Origin of the sequence: Mycobacterium sherrisii, assembly GCF_002102355.1 — a bacterium.
GTDB lineage: Bacteria > Actinomycetota > Actinomycetes > Mycobacteriales > Mycobacteriaceae > Mycobacterium > Mycobacterium sherrisii.
On the sequence record NZ_LQPT01000086.1, the window covers coordinates 1 to 22,784 of the forward strand.

At 67.6% G+C, this 22,784-nt stretch carries 17 protein-coding genes and 1 pseudogene; 13 read left to right on the plus strand and 5 right to left on the minus strand.

All coding sequences use genetic code 11. The features are described from left to right. Positions 1–287: 287 nt before the first annotated feature. Positions 288–1,514: a cytochrome P450 gene (locus AWC25_RS17600; RefSeq protein WP_372513460.1), complete on the plus strand. Its 1,227-nt coding sequence runs from the start codon at positions 288–290 to the stop codon at positions 1,512–1,514. Between the two features lie 9 nt (positions 1,515–1,523). Here AWC25_RS17600 and AWC25_RS17605 read toward each other — a convergent pair whose 3' ends face one another. Beyond that, positions 1,524–3,314, minus strand: a complete 1,791-nt coding sequence (locus AWC25_RS17605; protein WP_085167187.1) for a DUF4407 domain-containing protein — start codon at positions 3,312–3,314, stop codon at positions 1,524–1,526. Positions 3,315–3,500: 186 nt separating this feature from the next. On the opposite strand from AWC25_RS17605, the gene AWC25_RS17610 reads away from it, so the two are divergent. Together AWC25_RS17610 and AWC25_RS17615 are read left to right on the plus strand one after the other, a co-directional pair. Next, positions 3,501–4,058, plus strand: coding sequence for a hypothetical protein (locus AWC25_RS17610; RefSeq protein WP_069401743.1), 558 nt, complete (start codon positions 3,501–3,503; stop codon positions 4,056–4,058). A gap of 91 nt (positions 4,059–4,149) precedes the next feature. Then, positions 4,150–4,578: a type II toxin-antitoxin system Rv0910 family toxin gene (locus AWC25_RS17615; RefSeq protein ID WP_084229466.1), complete on the plus strand. Its 429-nt coding sequence runs from the start codon at positions 4,150–4,152 to the stop codon at positions 4,576–4,578. Positions 4,579–4,602: 24 nt separating this feature from the next. Here the strand turns inward: AWC25_RS17615 and AWC25_RS17620 are convergent, their stop codons facing one another. The 3 genes from AWC25_RS17620 to malQ form a co-directional block, all read right to left on the minus strand. Next, complete coding sequence (locus AWC25_RS17620; protein ID WP_069401761.1) at positions 4,603–4,887, minus strand: hypothetical protein; 285 nt, start codon at positions 4,885–4,887, stop codon at positions 4,603–4,605. A gap of 116 nt (positions 4,888–5,003) precedes the next feature. Then, entirely contained in the window at positions 5,004–5,477 is a 474-nt protein-coding gene (locus AWC25_RS17625) for a nuclear transport factor 2 family protein (RefSeq protein WP_085167185.1), read from the minus strand. 2 nt (positions 5,478–5,479) lie between these two features. After that, positions 5,480–7,627 (minus strand): 4-alpha-glucanotransferase, encoded by a 2,148-nt coding sequence (malQ, locus tag AWC25_RS17630; protein ID WP_085167188.1) that lies wholly within the window; start codon positions 7,625–7,627, stop codon positions 5,480–5,482. 411 nt (positions 7,628–8,038) lie between these two features. On the opposite strand from malQ, the gene eccB reads away from it, so the two are divergent. After that, a complete protein-coding gene (gene eccB, locus AWC25_RS17640) occupies positions 8,039–9,559 on the plus strand; it encodes a type VII secretion protein EccB (RefSeq protein WP_069401746.1) in 1,521 nt (506 codons plus the stop codon). Continuing rightward, positions 9,556–13,728 carry a type VII secretion protein EccCa gene (gene eccCa, locus AWC25_RS17645; protein ID WP_069401747.1) on the plus strand — a complete coding sequence of 1,391 codons (4,173 nt, stop codon included), beginning with the start codon at positions 9,556–9,558 and terminating at the stop codon, positions 13,726–13,728. Before eccB ends, eccCa begins: the two co-directional genes overlap by 4 nt. A 35-nt stretch (positions 13,729–13,763) precedes the next feature. On the opposite strand, the gene AWC25_RS17650 is transcribed toward eccCa, so the two are convergent. Next, positions 13,764–14,939, minus strand: a complete 1,176-nt coding sequence (locus AWC25_RS17650) for a cytochrome P450 (RefSeq protein ID WP_069401748.1) — start codon at positions 14,937–14,939, stop codon at positions 13,764–13,766. Positions 14,940–15,175: 236 nt separating this feature from the next. On the opposite strand from AWC25_RS17650, the gene AWC25_RS17655 reads away from it, so the two are divergent. From AWC25_RS17655 to AWC25_RS17690, 8 genes and pseudogenes are all read left to right on the plus strand, one after another. Further along, complete coding sequence (locus AWC25_RS17655; protein ID WP_069401763.1) at positions 15,176–15,382, plus strand: ferredoxin; 207 nt, start codon at positions 15,176–15,178, stop codon at positions 15,380–15,382. A gap of 467 nt (positions 15,383–15,849) precedes the next feature. After that, positions 15,850–17,073 carry a PPE family protein gene (locus AWC25_RS17660; RefSeq protein WP_069401764.1) on the plus strand — a complete coding sequence of 408 codons (1,224 nt, stop codon included), beginning with the start codon at positions 15,850–15,852 and terminating at the stop codon, positions 17,071–17,073. 175 nt (positions 17,074–17,248) lie between these two features. Next, on the plus strand, positions 17,249–17,548 hold the full coding sequence (locus tag AWC25_RS17665; RefSeq protein WP_069401749.1) for a PE family protein: 300 nt from the start codon (positions 17,249–17,251) through the stop codon (positions 17,546–17,548). 10 nt (positions 17,549–17,558) lie between these two features. Then, positions 17,559–18,764 (plus strand): PPE family protein, encoded by a 1,206-nt coding sequence (locus AWC25_RS17670; protein ID WP_069401750.1) that lies wholly within the window; start codon positions 17,559–17,561, stop codon positions 18,762–18,764. Positions 18,765–19,246: 482 nt separating this feature from the next. Further along, complete coding sequence (locus tag AWC25_RS17675; RefSeq protein ID WP_069401751.1) at positions 19,247–20,470, plus strand: PPE family protein; 1,224 nt, start codon at positions 19,247–19,249, stop codon at positions 20,468–20,470. A gap of 54 nt (positions 20,471–20,524) precedes the next feature. After that, a complete protein-coding gene (locus AWC25_RS17680) occupies positions 20,525–21,736 on the plus strand; it encodes a PPE family protein (protein WP_085167186.1) in 1,212 nt (403 codons plus the stop codon). Between the two features lie 476 nt (positions 21,737–22,212). Beyond that, positions 22,213–22,512 (plus strand): PE family protein, encoded by a 300-nt coding sequence (locus AWC25_RS17685; RefSeq protein WP_069401753.1) that lies wholly within the window; start codon positions 22,213–22,215, stop codon positions 22,510–22,512. Positions 22,513–22,680: 168 nt separating this feature from the next. Further along, positions 22,681–22,784, plus strand: a pseudogene (locus AWC25_RS17690) (WXG100 family type VII secretion target); the annotation flags it as partial.

Sequence of the window (22,784 nt, forward strand, 5' to 3'; positions counted from 1 at the left end):
GCCACGTGAGCGATCGGACGATCAGCGCAACGGGCCACGAGTCGACGACGGCCTTCAACGGACAACGGGGCATTACCGTGGGTCACGGACGGGTTCCTTCGGTAGTCAGGACGAGGGGTTTGGCGATTTCTCATCCTGCCGCTGAAGAACCCGTCCCCCGAACACCTCAACCCGTGTCGGCGTCTACAACCTCATGACCCGCAACAGCTAGGCACGGGGCCGATGGTCGGCCTATGTCAACTTTGCGGACCGGTGTTGACGGGGGATTGTCGCGTTCCGAGGCTGAAGTGGTGAGCTCGGTACAGGTGGTGACTCAGGCGGGCGCATTCTTCGGCGCCGACGCCCTGCAAGATCCCTACCCGCTCTATGAGCGCATGCGTGCTGCCGGGCAAGTCCACCGGATCGCCGACTCCCAGTTCTACGCCGTGTGCGGGTGGGACGCCGTCAACGACGTCATCGGCCGGCCCGCAGACTTCTCGTCGAACCTCACCGCCACCATGACCTACACCGCGGACGGCGGCGTCAAGGCCTTCGAGATGGACGCACTGAACGGTCCGACACACGTCCTGGCGACCGCCGACGATCCCGCCCACGCCGTGCACCGCAAGCTGCTGGTCCGCCATCTGGCCGCGCGGCGGATCCGCGCGATCGAGCAGTTCGCCGCCGACACGGCGGATCGCCTGTGGAACGACGGGCTGTGCGACGGGCACACCGAATGGATGGACGCGATGGCCAACCGGCTGCCGATGATGGTGGTGGCCGAACTGATTGGGGTCCCGGTCGGCGACACCGCCCAATTGATGCGCTGGGGATACGCGGCCACCCAGATGCTCGAGGGGCTGATCGATGAGGATCAACTGGCCAGCGCGGGCGCCGCCGTGCTGGAGCTCAGCGGCTACATCAACGCCCAATTCGACCGTGCAGCAGCCGATCCGCGCGACGATCTGCTGGGCGAGCTCGCAACGGCCTGCGCCGCGGGTGAAGTGGATGCGTTCACCGCTCAGGCCATCATGCTGATCTTGTTCGCGGCCGGGGGAGAGTCGACGGCGTCGCTGCTGGGCAGCGCGGCCTGGATACTGGCGCAGCAACCCCACATTCAGCAGCAGGTTCGTGAAAACCCAACGCTATTACCGGCGTTCATCGAAGAGACATTGCGGTTCGAGCCGCCGTTCCGCGGCCACTACCGACACGTGCGACACGACACCACTCTGGCTGGAGTCGACCTGCCCGCGGGCTCGCGTCTCCTGCTGCTCTGGGGCGCCGCCAATCGCGATCCCACACATTTCGAGCGGCCCGGAGAGTTTCTGCTCGACCGCGCGGAAGCCAAGGGGCACATCAGCTTCGGCAAGGGCGCGCACTTCTGTGTCGGTGCCGCGCTGGCGCGCCTGGAGACCACGATCGTGCTACGCCTATTGCTCGACCGCACCACGCGAATCGAACCGTGCGGCGTCGGGCCCTGGCTGCCCAGCCTGTTGGTGCGCCGACTGCGGCGGCTCGACCTGGCCGTGCGCTGACGGCCGGGACTAGTTCCCGGGCGGCAGCTGGCGCGGCCCCTGGGGCGCACCCAGTTCGGGCGGGCCGTCCCGGTGCGGCAACTGGCGCGGGCGTTCTGCTGTGGCAGCGTCCAGGGACCGGTCCTCGCCGCCGCCGGCGGACAGTCGTACCGCGGAGCGCTGCTCGTGCCCGCCGACCTGATCGACCGGATACCCGGGCGCCGGCGTGGCCGGCCCGGCCGTTGGGGCCGAGCTGTGCGGCTGCTCGTCGCCCTCCGAACTTTCCGCGTGGAACGTCACCTTCCGACTGCGCTTAAGCGCGAACGTGATCTCTTCCACCTCTTCGAACACCTGGCGCGCGGTGCGCAGCGGTGTGGCGGTGTTGTCAATTACCCGCGCGACAATGGGCGGCACCAGCGGGCGAATCCAGCGCGCCGCGGCCCGGGTCGCGTCGGGAAGCGAGGGGATCAGCGGCGCCCCACGCCCGACCGCGGGGGCCGCCTCATCGCTCGGCTCGATCTGTGCCGGCAGGTTCTGCGGCGGCGGTAGTACATCGGATTGTCCTGCGCTACAGGGCAATGCGGCCATGGTCCGGCTGGCAGCCTCGGCCTCGGCAGCGATCGGGAGATACATCTGCTCGTCGACCTCGCCGGTGGCCGGCGCTACGGCATTGCGCGACGACGTGGGCCCCTCGATCGCTTCGGCCACCCGCCGACGCTGCTGCTCGCGGTCGATCTCGGTCTGCGCCTGGATGGCCAGCCGCGCCTGCGTGAGTTGGTGCTCGGCCCATAGGATCTCGGCCTCGCGACGAACTTCGGCCCGTTTGATCGCGATCGCGGTGTCGGCGTCGAGCTCGGCGCGCTCGCGCTCGGCCCGGGCGCTCGCGTGCCGGTCGTGGGTAGTCTCGCCCCGCCACGCGCGCAGGATCAGCGGCAGCAGGTACACCAACACGAAGAAGGCGACCGTCGCCAGTCGCAGGATCAGCGCGCCGGTGCCGGCGACGGTCAGATCGTTCATCGCGATCCAGCGTGCGCCCAGGCCGTCGGGGTGCGCGTCGGCGAGCACTCGTTGCCGGGCCTCGGCCACGGCCTGCTCCCGACGCGAAATCGTGGCATCCAATTCCGGGGCCTGCCGATCGCGAGCCGTCAAGGCCGCATCGAGCTCACGTTGCGCATCGGCGAGAAGCTCGTTGGCAGTTCGGGTTTCGGGTCCGGTGCCGGGGTCGCCGGTGATCCGCGTCTGTGGGCACTGCGGGCTGGGGTGGTATTCGCAGCGGGCGACGACCAATGCATTGTCCTGACGGGTGCGGGCCTGCGCGACGGCGTCGTCGAGCGCGCCGCGAGCATTGCGGGCCTGTTGCAGGGCGCTCGAGGACTGCGCGACCGCCGGCACGGTGTCCGCGGTGCGCAGCGCGCGTTCGTCGAGATGATGGTCGATCGACCGGGAGAACACCGTGAGCGCGGCAAGCTCACCGACCACGACGCCGACGGCCACCGCGACGAGCGCGCGTCCCGCGATGCCGGCCCGGCCGCGGTGCGGCCCGCTCGCGATGCCCCGGGTCACCGCCCCGACCAGCAGTCCAACCCCCAACGTGCCGGCGACGATCGCGGCCGGTGGCCAATGGGTCGAGGCCGACACGGCCAACGCGGCGACAGCCCAAGCCAGACCCGCGCCCAACACCACCACGGCGCCCGCGACGGCATGGGTCGACCGCTCGTGACGCTCACTCAGGTCGCGCCAGTGTCCGCCGCCCAGCCAGGTGAGAACTCCCTCGACCCGGGAGACGGCGGAGCGCTGCTCAGTTACCTCATGGGCGCCCATCGAAATCCACACCTCCCCGGGCAACCAGCCTCCCAGCTCGCCGCCCGACACACCGAATCGAGGCGGCGGCATGTGGTCTTATTCACAACTGCCAGCAACCATCGGCCGGACGAGCCGGTGCCAAATTGCTGCGACGCGGACGGATCAGCGAAATATCCGGCAGCGAGCGTGAGACGGTATAAGCCTATGCAGAACTACGACTACCTGACCTACGAAGAGTTCGGACGCAGGTTCTTCGAGGTTGCGGTCACCCCGGAGCGGGTCGCCGCGGCGTTCGCCGAAATCGCCGGCAACGAGTTCGCCATGGAACCGATTTCGCAGGGGCCGGGCGGAATCGCCAAGGTGAGCGCGAACGTCAGGATTCACGACCCACGCGTGACCCGACGGCTGGGCGACAGCATCACCTTCGTCATCCACATACCGCTATCCATCGACCTGCTACTGGACCTGCGGCTGGACAAGCAGCGATTCCAGGTTTCCGGCGACATCGCCTTGCGCGCGACGGCGCGGGCCGCCGAGCCTCTGGTGCTGATCGTCGACGTCGCCAAGCCGCGGCCCTCCGACATCACGGTCAACGTGTCGTCGAAGTCGTTCCGCGGCGAGATCTTGCGAATCCTGGCCGGTGTCGACGGGGAGATCCGCCGATTCATCGCCCAATACGTCGCCGAGGAGATCGATGCGCCGCAATCCCAGGCCGCGCAGGTCATCGACGTGGCCGAAAAGTTGAACGAGGCGTGGCCCTAGGCGGCCGGAGCGTTTACCGGTTCCACCGGCGTGGGTATGCGGGGCCGAACGGCCACGCACCCGGCCCCCTTCCCACGAGGAGCGACCAGCCTTGGCACAAGTAGACGTTTCGACCTCGTCCGACCTGAACCCCGCCGCCGCGTGGAAGCTGGCATCCGACCTAGGCCGCTTCGACGAGTGGATGACGATCTTCGGTGGTTGGCGCGGCGAGGTGCCCGCCACGATCGAGCAAGGCACCAAAATCTCGTCGTGCATCAAGGTGAAGGGCTTCCGCAACGTGGTGCACTGGACGGTCACCCGCTACGACGAACCCAAATCGATTGAGCTGCAAGGCCGTGGCCGCGGCGGGATCCGACTCACCGTGGCCATGGACGTCACGGACACGCATCCGGGTTCGATATTTCACCTCAACGCCGACATCAGGGGCGGGGTGCTCAGCGGGCCGGTCGGCAAGGTCGTGGCCCGCGTCCTGCGTTCCGATGTGCGCAAGTCGGTGGAAAACCTGGCCGCCCTGCACTGACGGACGGCAGTCCGGTCAGCGCCCTCAGCGGCCGGGATGACTGGCGAACCAGTCGCGTTCCGCCTGGCGGATTCGCCTGCGGTCCATACCCAGCCAGTCCAGGCCGGCGCCCAACGCCATCAATCCGATGATCGCGGCGGTCACCCCGGCGCCGACCTGGCCGAGGGCGAAGTTGGTAATGCACACGGCCAGCGCGACGACGGCGGCCCCCACCACGAGAAGTCCCGGGGCGCGCACCGAGTCCTGCGGGGGCCCATCGTACCGGGTGCTCACGCCATCGCCGACCGGGTTGCGGCTGTTGTGCTTCATCAGCGCCTCCATAGCTTTGCGTGCGTTCGCCCGTGCTAGATCCTTTCCGGTAGCTACCCGAAAGACGGCCTGGCCAAACGATTCGGCGCGGCAGCACGCCGTGTGCGGGTGCGCGCTCAGCCCCGGTCGGGCGGCAACAACCGGCGCACGCGCCGCGTTTCGATGGCGTGGACGGTCAACGCGCGCCGGCGGATCCGCCATCCGTCGGCGGTCGAGGCGTACTCGTCGTCGTAGCGCAGATGCCAGGCCACGTCGAGCGCGCCATCGGCGCCCTGTGTCCAGTGATGGGCAACGCATGCGACCCGCCCGTACAGCGTGTCGGACAGCGGCGGCCCCGCGTCGTACACTTCGCCGACGATCGCGTGCTCGGTGCGGGTGACCGCGGCGACCGCCGCCAGCGCCGTCGCGATGGCCGGCCGGCCACGGTGTGCCCGGACGGGGGTCAGGATATCCGGCGGCGCCGGCACGATCAGTTCGGCGTCGTCGGTGAAAAGGGCTGCCACAGCGTCGAATTGGCGGTCATCTACACCTGCGGCATATCGGTGCACCAAATCGGTGAGGGCGGCCCGGTCCTGGGCGGGAACGGTCATGGCTAGATGGTCGGTGGCGCGAGCGTGGTGCGGACGGCCTCGGCCAGGACGGCGGCCCGGCGATCGGTGAACACGTCCTCGAGCTTGACCGGGCGGCCATCCGGACCGGTCAGCGGGACGCGCCAGTTCGGATATTCGTCGGTGGTGCCGGGCTGATTTTGCGTCCGCCGATCGCCGACCGCATCGGTGAGCGCCACCCCCAGCAGGCGTGACGGCGTCCTGCCCAGGTACCGGTAAAGCGCGACGATAACGCGCTCCGGATCTTCGTCGGCGCCCAACAGACCTACCCGCCGCAGCTCGGCCAGCCAAGCCGCCAGCTCGGCCCGGTCGGATTCGAGCTCCTCGGCGACCGGCCGGGTCAACAGCCCCAGCGACTCGCGCAACCGGACGTGGTCGCCGGCGAGGTAACCGGCGGTGGGCGGCAGATCGTGGGTGGTCACCGAGGACAGGCAGTACTCGCGCCAGCGTTCGGCGGGCAGGGGCCCACCGTTTCCCTCTCGGTCCAGCTCGAACCACAGGATCGAGGTGCCCAGCACGCCGCGGAGTAAGAGGTAATCGCGCACCCACGGCTCCACGGTGCCGAGGTCCTCACCGACCACCAATGCCCCGGCGCGGTGTGCTTCAAGCGCCACGATGCCGATCATCGCCTCGTGGTCGTAGCGCACGTAGGTGCCCTCGGTGGGCGGGGCCCCCTCGGGGATCCACCACAGCCGAAACAGCCCGATGATGTGGTCGATGCGCACGCCGCCGGCATGGCGCAGCACCGCCCGGATCAGCGCCCGAAACGGCCGGTACTCGTGCTCGTCGAGCCGGTCCGGCCGCCACGGCGGCTGCGACCAATCCTGGCCGCGCTGGTTGAACTCGTCGGGCGGCGCGCCCGCGGTCACGCCCAGTGCCAGCACGTCCTGCAGGGCCCAGGCGTCGGCCCCGCACGGATGCACACCGACGGCCAGGTCATGCATGATGCCCAGCGCCATCCCGGCGCGCACCGCCTGCGACTGGGCCGCCGCCAGTTGTTCGTCGAGCTGCCACTGCAGCCAGCGGTGGAAGTCGACCGCCTCCGCATGCTTCGCGGCGAACCTGGCCACGCCGATGGACGTGGGGTGGCGCAGGAAGTCCGGCCAACAACGCCAGTCGCCGCCGTACTTTTCGGACAGCGCGCACCACACCGCGAAGTCGTCGAGGGCTTGGCCTTCCCGCTCGCGGAAGGCGGCGTAGGCCAGCTCCCGCCCGGCCGACCTTGGGGTCCGGTAGAGCACCCGCAGCGCCTCCCGCTTGGCCGCCCAGGCGGTGTCCCGGTCGATGGCATCGACACGGTCGGCATGCTGCTGGACGTGCTCCCGGAGTCGGCGCAACCGGCCGCGCTTGGACAGGTTGGCGTACTCGGGGATTGCTTCGACGCGAAGGTAGAGCGGGTTGAAGAAGCGCCGCGACGTCGGCAGATACGGTGACGGCTCCATCCGCGCGGTGGGACCGGAAAACTGGGCCGCGTGCAGCGGGTTCACCAGCAGGTAGCCGGCGCCGTGCCGGGAGGCGGACCACACCGCCAAGTCGGTCAAATCGGTGAGATCCCCGACGCCCCAGGATTGCTCGGATCGCACGCTGTAGAGCTGAGCGGCCAGGCCCCAGGCTCGCCGCGCGCCCAGCCGCTCGGGCAGACCGAGCCAGTCCGGCGTCACGATCAGGGCGGCGCTGGTCTCGGTGCCCCCGGACCGCAGATGCAGGCGGTGATAGCCCAACGGCAGGTCGGTCGGAAGCAAAAAGCTGGCCTCGCCGACCCACCGCCCGTCCAGGTTAAACGGCGGAGTGAAGTTGTCGATCTGCTGCACGCCGCCGTGCACCGTGCCGTCCTCGAGCCGCAGCAGCACCTCGGCGGGATCCCCGTGTGTGACGTGCACCCAGAACCGGGTCGGCGTGCCGGTGCGCGCGACGATGGTCGCCGGCAGCTGGCGCGCCCAATAAGCGCGCTGTTGCGCCGCCAGCGCCTCGTTGCGTTCCTGCTCCGTACCGGCGGCCACGCCGAGCGCGCCGAGCACGGCCACCAGCGTGCTTTCCGGGATCTGCACCTGACGCCCCGTCCAGTCCTCGAACCGGGTGGCAATGCCGAATCGCCCGGCAAGTTCGACCAACGAGGGCGCCAGCTCAGTCATGCTGTCATCTTGCTGCCAAACCCGCCGCGGCACGACGCGGGGGAGTCCGACGATTTTGCTGGCCGCCGCGTGGCTCCGCGGATCACACCGGGCGGCCGGGACGCCCGCTCGAACGGACAACTCGACAAGACGAGGTGGCCGTCCGCCGCTACGATCCGAGTGGGCATCCGAATCATGTGGGCCGGGGGATTCCGCGGGGAGTGGGAAATCGCCAGCTCAGTGGCGCTTGCCAGAACGGCGGCGGCCGCGGTCGCCAGGATGCGGGCGACCGGATCGATGGACATGACAAGGCTTGAGAGTGAACGCCACATTGCGCTACATGGCGAGGTCATTGCGCGTGGCTTACCGTTATCGATGTGATTCGCGCGCTGGACGGTGTCCAGCCGTTCTAGCAGACCGGATGGTGAATTAGTGGCGGAAGACAGTCGCGGGCAGCGCGGCTCGGGGTACGGCCTCGGGTTATCGACGCGCACGCAGGTGACCGGCTATCAATTCCTCGCTCGCCGGACGTCCATGGCGCTGACCCGGTGGCGGGTGCGCATGGAGGTCGAGCCGGGTCGGCGCCAGACGCTGGCCATCGTGGCGTCGGTGTCCGCGGCGGTGGTGATCTGCCTGGGTGCGTTGCTGTACTCGTTCATCAGTCCGGCCGGACAGGTCGGCGACTCGCCGATCATCGCCGACCGTGACTCGGGGGCGCTGTATGTCCGCGTCGGCGACAAGCTCTACCCGGCGCTGAACCTGGCATCGGCCCGGTTGATCACGGGACGGCCGGACAACCCGCACCTGGTTCGATCCAGCCAGATCGCCAACATTCCGCGCGGTCCCATGGTGGGTATCCCCGGCGCGCCATCGACGTTCGGACCGAAGACTCCGACGTCGTCGTCCTGGCTGATCTGTGACACGGTGGCCGGCTCGACCGGCGTCGGCTCGCCCTCGGGTGTGACGGTCACGGTGATCGACGGGACGCCCGACCTCAACAATCGTCGCCGGGTACTCAACGGTTCGGATGCCGTGGTGTTGAGCTACAGCGGCGACACCTGGGTCATCCGGGAGGGGCGCCGGTCGCGCATCGACGCGGCCAACCGCTCGGTGTTGTTGCCGCTCGGGTTGACCCCCGAACAGATCAGCATGGCCAAGCCGATGAGCCGCGCGTTGTTCGACGCATTGCCGGTCGGCCCGGAGCTGACCGTGCCGGAGGTGCAGAACGCGGGCGCCCCGGCGACCTTCCCCGGCGCGCCGGGCCCGATCGGGACGATCCTCGTCACGCCCCAAATCAGTGGGCCGCAACAGTATTCGCTGGTGCTGGCCGACGGGGTGCAGACCCTGCCGCCGCTGGTAGCCCAGGTCATGCAGAACGCCGGCGGCGCGAACAACAGCAAGCCGGTGACGGTGGAGCCGGCTGCGCTGGCGAAGATGCCGGTGGTCAACAAGCTGGATCTGTCGTCCTACCCCGACAACCCGTTGAACGTCACCGACCTGCGGGAGAACCCGTCGACCTGCTGGTGGTGGCAAAAGACCAGCGGTGAGAACCGGGCGCGCATCCAGGTGGTGTCCGGCCCGACCATCCCGGTCTCCCAGCCGGAGACGAAAAAGGTTGTCTCCCTGGTGAAGTCAGACACCACCGGCCGCACCGCCGACCAGGTGTATTTCGGACCCAACTTCGCCAACTTCGTGGCGGTCACCGGTAACGATCCCGGCGCCAAGACCACCGAATCGATATGGTGGTTGACCGATGCCGGTGCCCGATTCGGCGTCGACGATACCCGTGACGTGCGCGAGGCTTTGGGTCTGCAAACCACGCCGAGCCTGGCGCCGTGGGTGGCCCTCCGACTGCTACCGCAGGGCCCGACGTTGTCCAGGGCCGATGCGTTGGTGCAGCACGACACCCTCCCGATGGATACATCCCCTGCAGAGTTGGTGGTACCGAAGTGAAGCGTGGATTTGCCCGGCCGCAACCGGAGAAGCCTCCGGTCATCAAGCCGGAAAACATCGTCCTGCCGACACCGCTGAGCATTCCGCCACCGGAGGGCAAGCCGTGGTGGATGGTCGTGGTCGGCGTGCTGGTTGTCGGCCTGCTGATCGGCATGATCGCCATGACGTTCGCCAGCGGCTCGCATGTGTTCGGGGGCGCCGGCGCGATCTTCCCGATCTTCATGATCGGCGGCGTCGCGATGATGATGTTCGGCGGCCGGTTCGGCGGTCAGCAGCAGATGAGCCGTCCCAAGCTCGACTCGATGCGCGCCCAGTTCATGCTGATGCTGGACATGCTGCGGGAGACCGCCCACGAGTCGGCCGACAGCATGGACGCCAACTACCGCTGGTTCCACCCGGCGCCGGACACCCTGAGCGCCGCGGTGGGATCGCCGCGAATGTGGGAGCGCAAGCCCGACGGCAAGGATCTGAACTTCGGTGTCGTGCGCGTCGGCGTGGGCATGACGCGGCCCGAGGTGACCTGGGGTGAGCCCCAGAACATGCCGACCGACATCGAGCTGGAACCGGTGACCGGTAAGGCGCTGCAGGAATTCGGTCGCTACCAAAGCGTCGTCTACAACCTGCCCAAGATGGTCTCGCTGCTCGTCGAGCCCTGGTACGCCCTGGTCGGAGACCGCCCGCAGGTCCTGGGGCTGATGCGGGCGATCGTCTGCCAGCTGGCCTTCTCGCACGGCCCCGACCACGTGCAGATGGTCGTCGTCAGTTCGGACCTGGACGAATGGGACTGGGTCAAGTGGCTTCCGCACTTCGGTGACTCTCGCCGCCAGGACGCGGCAGGCAACGCGCGGATGGTCTACAGCTCGGTCCGCGAATTCGCCGCCGAGCAGGCCGAATTGTTCGCCGGGCGGGGATCTTTCACGCCCCGGCACGCCAGCTCGTCGGCGCAGACCCCGACACCGCACACCGTGATCATCGCCGACGTCGTCGACCCGCAATGGGAGTACGTGATCAGCGCCGAAGGGGTCGACGGCGTGACGTTCTTCGACCTGACCGGCGCCCCGATGTGGACGTCGGTGCCGGAACGGACGCTGCGGTTCGACGACAAGGGCGTGATCGAGGCGCTGCCCCGCGACCGCGACACCTGGATGGTGATCGACGACAAGCCGTGGTTCTTCGCGCTCACCGACCAGCTCAGCGCCATCGAGGCCGAGGAATTCGCCCAGAAGCTGGCGCACTGGCGCCTCGCGGAGGCCTACGAGGAGATCGGCCAGCGAGTCGCCCACATCGGCGCCCGAGACATCTTGTCCTACTACGGAATTGACGACCCAGGCAACATCGACTTCGATTCGCTGTGGGGCGCGCGCACCGACACGATGGGCCGCTCCCGGTTGCGGGTGCCGTTCGGCAACCGGTCCGACAATGGCGAATTGCTGTTCCTGGACATGAAGTCGCTGGACGAGGGCGGCGACGGGCCGCACGGTGTCATGTCCGGAACGACCGGTTCCGGCAAGTCGACGCTGGTGCGCACCGTGATCGAGTCGCTGATGCTCGCCCATCCGCCCGAGGAGTTGCAGTTCGTCCTGGCCGACCTCAAGGGTGGCTCGGCCGTGAAGCCGTTCGCCGGCGTGCCGCACGTCTCCCGCATCATCACCGACCTCGAAGAAGACCAGGCGCTGATGGAACGGTTCCTGGACGCGCTGTGGGGCGAGATCGCCCGCCGCAAGGCCGTGTGCGACAACGCCGGTGTCGACGACGCCAAGGAATACAACTCGGTGCGGGCCCGGATGCGGGCCCGCGGCCAGGACATGCCGCCGCTGCCGATGCTCGTGGTCGTCATCGACGAGTTCTACGAATGGTTCCGCATCATGCCGACCGCGGTCGACGTCCTCGACTCGATCGGCCGGCAGGGCCGCGCGTACTGGATCCACCTGATGATGGCCTCGCAGACCATCGAGAGCCGCGCCGAAAAGCTCATGGAGAACATGGGTTACCGCCTGGTGCTCAAGGCCCGGACCGCGGGCGCGGCGCAGGCCGCCGGTGTGCCCAACGCCGTCAACCTGCCCGCCCAGGCCGGGTTGGGCTACTTCCGCCGGAGCCTGGAGGACATCGTCCGGTTCCAGGCCGAGTTCCTGTGGCGCGACTACTACGCCCGCGGCGTCGACGCCGACGGCGAAGAGGCGCCGGTGCTGGTGCACAGCATCGACTACATCCGCCCGCAGCTGTTCACCACGTCGTTCACGCCGCTCGAGGTCAGCGTCGGCGGCCCGGAGATCGAGCCGCAGGCCATCATCGGCAACGGGGAGCTGCTCGACGTCGAGCCGGTCGAGGTCGAGGAGGAAGACGAAGAGGGCATTCGGACGCCCAAGGTCGGCACGGAGATCATCAACCAGCTCCGCAAGATCGACTTCGAGCCGTACCGGTTGTGGCAGCCGCCGCTGACCCAGCCCGTCGCGATCGACGATCTGGTCAACAGGTTCCTGGGCCGGCCCTGGCATCAGGACTACGGCACCGCGCGGGATCTGGTGTTCCCGATCGGCATCATCGACCGCCCCTTCAAGCACGACCAGCCGCCGTGGACGGTCGACACCTCCGGGCCGGGCGCCAACGTGTTGATCCTGGGCGCCGGTGGTGCCGGCAAGACCACGGCGCTGCAGACGCTGATCTGCGCGGCGGCGCTGACCCACACGCCCGAGCAGGTGCAGTTCTACTGCCTGGCGTATAGCAGCACCGCGTTGACGACGATCGCGCGTCTGCCGCACGTCGGTGAGGTCGCGGGTCCGACCGACCCGTACGGTGTCCGCCGGACGGTGGCCGAACTGCTGGCGCTGGTGCGCGACCGCAAGCGCAGCTTCCTCGAGCACGGCATCGCGTCGATGGACGTGTTCCGGCGCCGCAAGTTCGGCGGCGAGGCCGGCCCGGTGCCCAACGACGGTTTCGGCGATGTCTACCTGGTGATCGACAACTACCGGGCGCTGGCCGAGGAGAACGAGGTGTTGATCGAGCAGGTCAACCAGATCATCAACCAGGGCCCCTCGTTCGGGGTGCACGTGGTGGTGACGGCCGACCGCGAATCGGAGCTGCGGCCGCCGGTGCGCAGCGGGTTCGGTTCCCGCATCGAATTGCGCCTGGCCGCAGTCGAAGACGCCAAGCTGGTGCGGTCCCGCTTCGCCAAGGATGTTCCGGTCAAGCCGGGACGCGGCATGGTTGCGGTCAACTATGTGCGACTGGACAGCGACCCGCAGGCGGGTCTGCACACGTTGGTGGCCCGGCCTGCGCTGGCCAGCACCCCCGACAACATCTTCGAATCCGACAGCGTCATCGCGGCCGTCAGCCGGCTGGCCAGCAGCCAGGCGCCCCCGGTTCGTCGGCTGCCGGCCCGGTTCGGGGTGGAGCAGGTGCGCGAGCTGGCGGCCCGCGACCACCGCCAAGGTGTCGGTGTGGGCGGAATCGCTTGGGCCATCTCGGAATTGGACTTGGCGCCGGTGTACCTCAATTTCAACGAGAACGCCCACCTGATGGTGACCGGTCGACGCGAGTGCGGCCGCACCACGACGCTGGCCACGATCATGTCCGAGATCGGGCGGCTGTACGCGCCCGGATCCAGCACCGCACCGACACCGCCCGAGGGCAAGCCGTCGGCACAGGTGTGGCTGATCGACCCGCGCCGTCAGCTGCTGACCGCGCTGGGCACCGAGTATGTGGAGAAATTCGCCTACAACCTGGACGGCGTGCACGCCATGGTGGGCGAGTTGGCGGCCATGCTGGCCACCCGCCAGCCGCCGCCCGGGCTGTCCGCAGAGGAGTTGCTGTCGCGGTCGTGGTGGAGCGGTCCGGAGATCTTCCTGATCGTCGACGACATCCAGCAGCTGCCGCCCGGCTTCGACTCGCCCCTGCAGCAGATCGCCCCGTGGGTGACGCGGGCCGCCGACGTCGGGTTGCACGTCCTGGTCACCCGCACCTTCGGTGGTTGGTCGTCGGCGGGCAGCGACCCGATCCTGCGGGCCCTGCACCAGGCGAACACGCCGCTGCTGGTGATGGACGCCGACCCCGACGAGGGCTTCATCCGAGGCAAGATGAAGGGTGGCCCGCTGCCCCGTGGTCGAGGTCTGCTGATGGCCGAGGACACCGGCGTTTTCGTCCAGGTCGCGGCAACCGAGATTCGCAAGTAGCGCAGTCGCGACTTGGGCTTGACCGGGCTAGTCGGTCAAGCCCAACTCAGCGGTAAAGCCTTGAGCGCGAACGTTTTTGACGGAAATAGAATCTCAGGCTTGTAGTCGGCCGGCGCCTCGAAGTCGGGGATCTGTTTCAGCCACTCCGAGACGATCACCGTCAGCTCGATACGCGCCAAATGAGAGCCCAAACAGCGGTGGGGGCCGCCGCCGAACCCCCAGTGCCGGTGCACCTTTCCGTCCATCACCAACTCGTCGGTCGACACCGAGTCGGTGCCGTCGCGGTTGATCGCCGCCATGCACAGCCGCACCGGGGTGCCCGCCGGTAGTGTCATGCCGCCGATCTCGACCATTTCGGTCGTCACCCGGGGGGCAACCGGGGCTGACGGTTCCAGTCGGACGATCTCTTCGATGAAAACCCTGGTCTGCCTGGGGTTGTCGCGAAGCATGCGACGCAGCTCCGGTCGGCGCGCCAACTCGTAGATCGCGTAACCGATGGCCGCGGTCACCGTGTCCAGTCCGGCCAGGATCAGCAGGTGGCTCATGCCGAGCAGTTCGAGATCGCTGAAGTCGCCCTCGCCGGTCATGACCTTGGACAGCATGTCCGACCCCGGGTTTTGCCGCCGCTGGGCGATCACCTCGCTCAAGTAGTTCAGCAGCGCCATACCCTTGTCCAGATCCGCTTGGCTCAGATTCGGCTTGTCGGCGACGACGGCGTCTTTCCATCCGATCAGCATGTCGCGGTCTTCCAGCGGCAGGCCGTAGAGGTCGAGAAACACCTGGAAGGGGTACAGGTGCGCGAACTCCGCCATGGCTTCGCAGTGGCCGCGACCGGCGAACGCGGCAATCATGTCGGCGGCATGGCGTTCCAGCACCGGCCGGGACTGGCTCAGCGCGTGTGGGCTGAAGTATGGCTGCAAGATCTTGCGGTAACGGGTGTGCTCCGGCGGGTCGAATGCCAACGGCACCACCGGCAGCGGGTAACCCGGGGGCTGCAGCGCCAAGCGAGACGAGAAAACCTTGGGATTGCGCAACGCCGCCAGCACGTCCTCGCGCCGGGTCAGGTAGTAGAAGCCGTTCATGAACACGACCGGACCCGCGTCCCGCAGCACCTTCCATCCGACGCCGCGGTCTTCGGTCATGGGCAGACTCACGTAGTCGAGCCGCGGTAGATAGAAGTCACCCGCCTCGTAGTCGCCCAGGGTGCTCATCTGCTCGATCTCCGCTTGTCGTCTCGAATTTGGTAAGCCGTGCCGTCACCGGGAGGTGGTGGCACATCAATATCCCACGACATTCGCGGCGGCTCCAATCCGGCTGGCCCGCCGCCGAACTGCCCGGCCGGGGCAGTCGACAAATCTTCTAGAATTAGCCACCGTCTGTGTACCTATTGATCCGAACAAGTCCGATCCGGCCGATTCAGCACCGCCGTTCGGGGGAGGGAACCTCCGTGAGGGTTCGTCTCGAGAAGTCCAAATGTGTTGGGCACGCTCAGTGTTACGCCGTCGACCCGAACTTGTTCCCGATCGACGAGTCTGGCTATTCGACGCTCGAGGACCACGTCGTGCCGCCCGAGGAGATCGAGGCGACGCGCGACGGTGTGGCGTCCTGCCCGGAAATGGCGCTGATTTTAGAGGAAGACCGAGCAACGGACTGAGCGCTCGGTACGCCCCGAGTTGAAACGCCGGGCGAACCAAAGATGAACAACCGGACGCAGCAGATGAACATGGATTGGCCGGGAATGAACAATGGTTGGCTCGGCATGAATAGTTGGCATCACCGGTCGGCGATGCCCCTTAGGACCCATTAATGTTCTCCACGAGCGGCAGTTCAGCCCAATGAGCTGTCGCTCGGTTGCTGACAGCGGGGGGCAATCGACGCGGGATGGATGGGCCGTTCGGGGCCACGGTTTGGGACACATTGTGGTGGAACACGTTTCCCGGGACAGCGAACGGACTCACCTGACGCGGACGCATTGCCCGCTGCCTGCGTTGCCGACGGCTGGATGCGACTGACGTCCGGACGGTCATCGGCCCGCGGGGGGCAATGCCGAGGCAGCCAACAAGGTTCGTGACGTTCTTATGCGATAGCCGAAATCAATTGCGGCCTTTGGAGGAGGACACGGTGTTGGACTTCGGAGCGTTACCGCCCGAAATCAATTCCGGTCGCATGTACACGGGTCCCGGATCGGGCCCGATGATGGCTGCGGCTGCGGGGTGGGACGCGCTGTCGGCGGAGCTGGCGATGGCGGCCAGCGGGTACCGATCGGTGATCACGGAGCTGACCAGCGGGCCGTGGATCGGGCCCGCGTCTCAGCGGATGATCGCGGCGGTCTTGCCGTATATGACGTGGCTCAGCGGCATGGCCGCTGATACCGAGCAGACCGCCATCCAGGCCCGTGGGGCCGCGGCCGCTTTCGAGGCGGCGTTCGGCATGACGGTGCCTCCGCCCGTGATCGCCGCCAACCGCATGCTGCTGGCGACCCTGGTGGCGACGAACTTCTTCGGTCAGAACACGCCGGCCATCGCCGCGACCGAAGCCCAATACTTCGAGATGTGGGCCCAGGACGCCGCAGCTATGTACAGCTACGCCGCGGCGTCGGCGATCGACACGCAACTGCCACCGATCACGTCGTCGCCGCAGACCACCAACCCGGACGGGACGAACAACCAGGCGCTCGCCGTGAGCAAGGCGGCCGCCGAGCCGGCGGGTAAGTCCGGGCAGACGGCGATGAGCGCCACGCAGACGGCCTCCAACAGCACGGTGCCGCAACTGTTGCAACAGGTCGCGACGTCGTCGTCGGTGACGGCCGATCCGTCGAGCACCGCGGCCACAGACCCGCCGTGGTGGGCGGGTTGGCTGGGAATACCCACCCCGAGCAACCCAATGGGGCTCAATACCAGCTTCTGGAGCACTTTGCGCCAGGCCCTGCAGGCTTACTTCGGCGTCGGTATCGGCAACTTCGGCTACAGCATCGGGCAGCAGCTGACGTTCGGTAAGGGTGCGACGGCCGGTGCTAGCGGTGCGTGGTACCCGACGCCGAATTTCGCCGGGTTGGCGGCACTCGGCGGTGGCCACCCGGGGGGTATCGCGGCGGCCAACTTCGCCAGCTCGATCAAGGTGGGCGGGTTGTCGGTGCCACAGGCGTGGAGCGGCGCGGCGCCGCCCGTGGTCGAGGAACCGGCCATCCACGCCACGACCGTCAACTACGCGACCGCGGGGCCTACCAACAACGGCATTCTGCAGGGCATGCCGATGAATGGCATGGGACGACGCGGCGCGGCCGGCTTCACGCACAAATACGGCTTCAAACGAAATGTTCTTGTCCGCCCACCGTCCGCGGGATAACGACATGAACAATCGGTTTTCTCGAACAAATAAATAGTGTCCGGAAGATGAACAGAGGTTGTCCTGGTCTGAACAGTTCGCGAGGAGGCGGCATGCCTAACTGCGACCGAATTAACGTCATTATTGAGAAAGCCCGCCGGTGTGTGTGCCGGACGGTTATCGAGAAAGGAATCACATGTCGTTTGTGACAACGCAGCCAGAAGCGTTGGCGGCGGCGGCGGGTACGTTGCAGGGGATCGGTTCGGCGCTGAGCGCCCAGAGCGCCGCGGCCGCGGGCCCGACGACGGGGGTCGTGCCGGCCGCTGCCGACGAGGTGTCCGCGCTCACCGCCGCGCAATTCGCCGCCCACGCGCAGATGTATCAGAGCGTCAGCGCCCAGGCAAATGCGATCCACGAAGCATTCGTTCAGACGCTGCGCACCAGTTCCGGTTCATACGCACTGACAGAAGCGGCCAACGCGGCCGCGGCGGGCTAAGGAGATCACCATGATTGATTTTGGGGCGTTACCTCCGGAAGTGAACTCGGCTCGGATGTATGCCGGTGCCGGTTCGACGTCGATGACGACGGCCGCGTCGGCCTGGCGTTCCCTTGCCGCCGAATTGAACTCGGCCGCGATGGGTTACCAAAACGTCATCACCCAGTTGGCCAGCGAGGAATGGCTCGGGCCGGCCTCGGCCGCCGCGGTGCAGGCGCTGACCCCGTATGTGACGTGGATGAAGACCACCGCGACCCAGGCCGAGCACACGGCCTCGCAGCTCGACGCCGCCACGGCCGCGTTTGAGGGTGCGTTCAGGGGGACGGTGCCGCCGCCGCTGATCGCGCAGAACCGCGCGCTGCTGATGCAGGCGTTGCAGACAAATGTGTTGGGGCAGAACACTTCCGTGATCGCTCAGCTCGAGGCGCAGTACGGGCAGATGTGGGCGCAGGACGCCACCACCATGTACAGCTACGCGGCGCAGTCCTCGACCGCGACCAAGGTGACCCCGTTCACGGAGGCGCCCACGGTCACCAATCCCGACGGCCAGGCCCAACAAGGCAGCGCGGTCAGCTCGGCGTCGGGCACCGCCGCCGGTAACGCGGCCAGCACCACCGCCAGTGCGATCACGAAGACACCCAACGTGATAAATGCAGCGGCCACTCCGACGGTGACGGACCCGTTCAGCGAGATGTGGTTCTTGCTGACCGGGCAGTCGACGTTGCCGACCAGCTTCGCGAGCTTCGTCAATGGCCTGAGCCCGTTCGCCGGTTTCGCTTATAACACCGAGGGTTTGCCGTACTTCAGTGTTGGTATGGGTAACTTCGGTGTGCAGATCGCCAAGAGCACCGGTGGTATCGGTGGTGCGGTGGCCAGCGCGGCGTCGGCGGCGCCCAAGGGGCTGGCCGGTTTGGGCGGCATGCTCGGTGGCGGCGTCGCGCACACCGCACCCGCGGTGGCCGCCGGGCTGGGCAACGCGGCCTCGATCGGCAAGTTGTCGGTGCCGGCCGTGTGGTCCGGTGCCGCCCCCGCGATCAGTCACGCCACCGCCGTGCCGGTCAGCGCGATCAGCGCCGCACCCGAGGCCGCCGGCTCGGGCAACCTGCTCGGCGGCATGCCCCTGGCCGGCATGGGCGGCTCGCACGGCTTCGCCGGGTCGGGACCCCGCTACGGCTTCAAACCCACCGTCATGGCCCGCCCACCCTTCGCCGGGTAGCCCACGGAGTTCAGAACGCACGGACGACGGCGCATGCCGTCGTGCGTGCGTTCTGTTTTGTGGCTCAATACGCTTCGATACAAAACCCGTCACCGGATTGGCTCGGTGTGATCGTTTTGCGGCCGATTAGCCGCCGGCGGTGGAGCATTTAGCCGCTCGCGGATTTTTATCCGGGGGCGGCGTATTTTCGTGCTTGCGAATTGACGAGCGGGCTCGCGAATAGCAAACTCCGTCAGGTGGCGTTGTTCGCAAATCCCCGCAGGTGGTTGCTCAATCCGCGGGCCGGCGCCGCATTCCGAGCATCTTCGACATCTGTCAATAACTTGGTCCCGAACGGCCGCGCGTCGCCCGCCCGGCCGCGGCAGGCGGCTTTGCCGTCGGTTCAGACCGCTTTAGCCTCGCACCCGGAGAGCTTCGGGTCATGTCGGCGACATTCCACTTGCGAGGAACACATGCGGTTCGTACGGGGGGCTTCTTAGGTCATGGACTACGGTGTCGTACCGCCGGAGATCACCTCGGGTCTGATCTATAGCGGCCCCGGTTCGGGCCCGCTGATGGCCGCCGCGGCAGCCTGGGACGGGTTGGCCGCGGAACTGGACACCGCCGCCAGCGGCTATGGCTCGGTGGTGGCCGAGTTGACCGGCGGGCCATGGCTCGGGCCCGCCGCGGCGTCGATGGTGTCCGCGGCGGCGCCGTTTGTAAGCTGGCTCGGCGCGGCGGCAGTCCAAGCCGAGCAGGCCGCCACCCAGTCCCGTGCCGCAGCCGCCGCGTTCGAGGCGGCGTTCACGATGATCGTGCCCCCACCGGTAATCGCGGCCAACCGAATGTTGTTGGCCACGCTGGTTGCTACCAACTTCTTCGGTCAGAACACGCCGGCGATCGCGGCCACCGAAGCCCAGTACCTACAGATGTGGGCCCAAGACGCCGCGGCGATGTACGGCTATGCCGCGGCGTCGGCGGCCGCGACGCAGTTGTCACCATTCGAGTCGCCACCCGAGAGCACCACGCCGGACGGGACGACCAACCAGGCGCTCGCGGTGGCCAAGGCCGTCGCCGAGCCGGCGGGACAGTCCGGGCAGAACGCCGCCGGCACCACCTCGCAGCTGGCCTCGGCCGACGTGGTTCCGCAAGCGCTGCAACAACTCTCGACGGGTGCGGGGTCGAATTCCGCGCTCTCGACGACGGATCCGCCGTGGTGGTCGGGCTGGTTCACCATCCCCACGCCGGACAACCCGATGGGACTCACGCCCAGCTTCTACACCGTCATCCTCAAGAACCTGACCGGGTTCCCGTACTTCGGCACGGGGATCGGGAGTTTCGGTTATTCGATTCAGCAGCAGCTGACGTTCGGGGCGGGGACCACCGCCGGGGCGTCCGGTGCCTGGTATCCGACCCCGCAATTCGCGGGGCTAGCGGCACTGGGCGGTGGACACCCAGGCGGGGTCGGGGCGAGTCTGGCGTCCTCGACCAAGATCGGTGGGCTGTCGGTGCCGTCGGCGTGGGGCAGCGCCCCCGGTGCCGCGCAGGAACCCGCCATTGCCGCGACGACCGTCAGCCACGTGGCCGGTTCGGGGGCCGGACCCACCAACAACGGCATCCTGCAGGGCATGCCCACCGGCGGGGTGGGACGGCGGGGCGCCGCCGGCTTCACGCACAAATACGGCTTCCGGCGCGCCGTCCTGGCCCGACCACCGTCGGCGGGATGACGTCCACTCCCATGAACAGAGCTGATAATCCGATAACTTCCAGGAGGCACGAATATGTCAATCGACTTTGGGGCGTTACCTCCAGAGATCAACTCGGGGCGCATGTACGCCGGTGCCGGTTCGACGTCGTTGACGACGGCGGCGTCGGCGTGGAATTCCGTTGCCGCCGAGCTTAATTCGGCAGCATCGGGCTACGACGCGGTGGTCACCCAGTTGGCCAGCGAGGAGTGGCTGGGACCGGCCTCGGCCGCCGCGGTGCAGGCGCTGTCCCCGTATGTGACGTGGATGCAAACCACCGCGACCCAGGCCGAGCACACGGCCTCACAGCTCAGCGCGGCCGCGGCGGCATTCGAGAACGCATTCGCGTCGGTGGTGCCGCCACCGCTGATCGCGCAGAACCGCGCACTGCTGACCCAGGCGTTGCAGACCAACGTGCTGGGGCAGAACACTTCCGTGATCGCTCAGCTCGAGGCGCAGTACGCGCAGATGTGGGCGCAGGACGCCAGCACGATGTACAGCTACGCGGCGCAGTCCTCGACCGCGACCAAGGTGACCCCGTTCAAAGGAGCACCCCAGGTGTCCACCCCGGACGCTCAGGCCAAGCAGGACAGCGCCGTCAGCTCGGCATCGGGCACTTCCGCGGGCAACGCCGCCCGCACCACCTCCGACGCCATCGAACAGACGTCCGCGAAGGTGGCCAACTTGGCGGCGCCCGGGAGCACCACTGATCCGCTCACGGAGGCGTGGTTCCTGTTGACCGGGCAGTCGACGTTGCCGACCAGCTTCGCGAGCTTCGTCAATGGCCTGAGCCCGTTCGCCGGTTTCGCTTATAACACCGAGGGTTTGCCGTACTTCAGTGTTGGTATGGGTAACTTCGGTGTGCAGATCGCCAAGAGCACCGGTGGTATCGGTGGTGCGGTGGCCAGCGCGGCGTCGGCGGCGCCCAAGGGGCTGGCCGGTTTGGGCGGCATGCTCGGTGGCGGCGTCGCGCACACCGCACCCGCGGTGGCCGCCGGGCTGGGCAACGCGGCCTCGATCGGCAAGTTGTCGGTGCCGGCCGTGTGGTCCGGTGCCGCCCCCGCGATCAGTCACGCCACCGCCGTGCCGGTCAGCGCGATCAGCGCCGCACCCGAGGCCGCCGGCTCGGGCAACCTGCTCGGCGGCATGCCCCTGGCCGGCATGGGCGGCTCGCACGGCTTCGCCGGGTCGGGACCCCGCTACGGCTTCAAACCCACCGTCATGGCCCGCCCACCCTTCGGCGGCTAACCCGACCCCACGACCCCGAACGGACGTCCCGTGATCCCCGCAAACCGAGGCCCGTGCGCGCAGCGTAGCTGGCACGCCGGGCCCGGGGGCCCGGCGTGGATATCTGTCCAGGCAGCGACGCCCGGCACCGGGCCGACCGGCCCCGACGCCCGGGGTCGGCGCCCCCTCGCGGCGTTGCTAGATGGACTGCCGATTAACGGCCGGCAGATTTTTACTGGGCCGCAGGTAGCACGGCAGGAAACAAATCCCCTGCCAGCAACACTCGACGACAATGCGGGGTTGCCTGTGGCAGTACTGTGATTTCGCTGCTCAGGGCCCCCAAAGAGGCCAGAACGCTGTTACTGTGTCGTTACTGAAAGTGAATTCGCCGTACCGTTCCGTGAACAATTGTGAACGGAGGGTCCGCGAAACAGGCTTAATCGAAGAAGGTCATCTACTCTCATGCAGAGAGTTGGGGAATACGGAGGAGGAACAACATGTCGTTCGTGACGACACAGCCCGAGGCCCTGGCCTCGGCAGCCGGAACCCTGCAGGGAATCGGGTCTGCGCTCAGCGCTCAGAACGCGGCTGCGGCGGCTCCGACGACCGGGGTGGTGCCGGCAGCTGCCGACGAAGTCTCGGCACTCACCGCGGCGCAGTTCGCCGCACACGCACAGATGTACCAGGCCGTCAGCGCCCAGGCGAATGCGATCCACGAGGCGTTCGTCCAGACCCTGCGCACCAGCTCGGGGTCGTACGCGCTGACCGAAGCCGCCAACGCGGCCGCCGCCGGTTAGACCGGCTTGCCCGGTTGAGGCCCGGCACGTCCCGGGTCTCAAGTGGAGCAACAGGCAGCGACCTTAGACATTCCGTTCGGCAGCCGCAGCACGATTCGCGGTTGATCCGAGCATTCATGTCCATCACAACAAAATCTCGACAACTACAGAATTAAGGAGAAAGGCAACATGGCAACACGTTTCATGACCGACCCACACGCGATGCGGGCGATGGCCGGTCGTTTCGAGATGCACGCCCAGACGGTGTCGGACGAGGCTCGCAAGATGTGGGC

Excerpts from the sequence above, each read along its gene's own strand:
- AWC25_RS17650 (WP_069401748.1), bottom strand. The coding sequence starts at position 14,939 with ATGAGCACCCTGGGCGACTACGAGGCGGGTGACTTCTATCTACCGCGG.
- AWC25_RS17685 (WP_069401753.1), top strand. The coding sequence starts at position 22,213 with ATGTCGTTCGTGACGACACAGCCCGAGGCCCTGGCCTCGGCAGCCGGA.
- malQ (WP_085167188.1), bottom strand. The coding sequence starts at position 7,627 with ATGACTGAGCTGGCGCCCTCGTTGGTCGAACTTGCCGGGCGATTCGGC.
- AWC25_RS17675 (WP_069401751.1), top strand. The coding sequence starts at position 19,247 with ATGGACTACGGTGTCGTACCGCCGGAGATCACCTCGGGTCTGATCTAT.
- AWC25_RS17625 (WP_085167185.1), bottom strand. The coding sequence starts at position 5,477 with ATGACCGTTCCCGCCCAGGACCGGGCCGCCCTCACCGATTTGGTGCAC.
- AWC25_RS17665 (WP_069401749.1), top strand. The coding sequence starts at position 17,249 with ATGTCGTTTGTGACAACGCAGCCAGAAGCGTTGGCGGCGGCGGCGGGT.
- AWC25_RS17620 (WP_069401761.1), bottom strand. The coding sequence starts at position 4,887 with ATGAAGCACAACAGCCGCAACCCGGTCGGCGATGGCGTGAGCACCCGG.
- AWC25_RS17610 (WP_069401743.1), top strand. The coding sequence starts at position 3,501 with ATGCAGAACTACGACTACCTGACCTACGAAGAGTTCGGACGCAGGTTC.
- AWC25_RS17670 (WP_069401750.1), top strand. The coding sequence starts at position 17,559 with ATGATTGATTTTGGGGCGTTACCTCCGGAAGTGAACTCGGCTCGGATG.
- AWC25_RS17605 (WP_085167187.1), bottom strand. The coding sequence starts at position 3,314 with ATGGGCGCCCATGAGGTAACTGAGCAGCGCTCCGCCGTCTCCCGGGTC.
- AWC25_RS17680 (WP_085167186.1), top strand. The coding sequence starts at position 20,525 with ATGTCAATCGACTTTGGGGCGTTACCTCCAGAGATCAACTCGGGGCGC.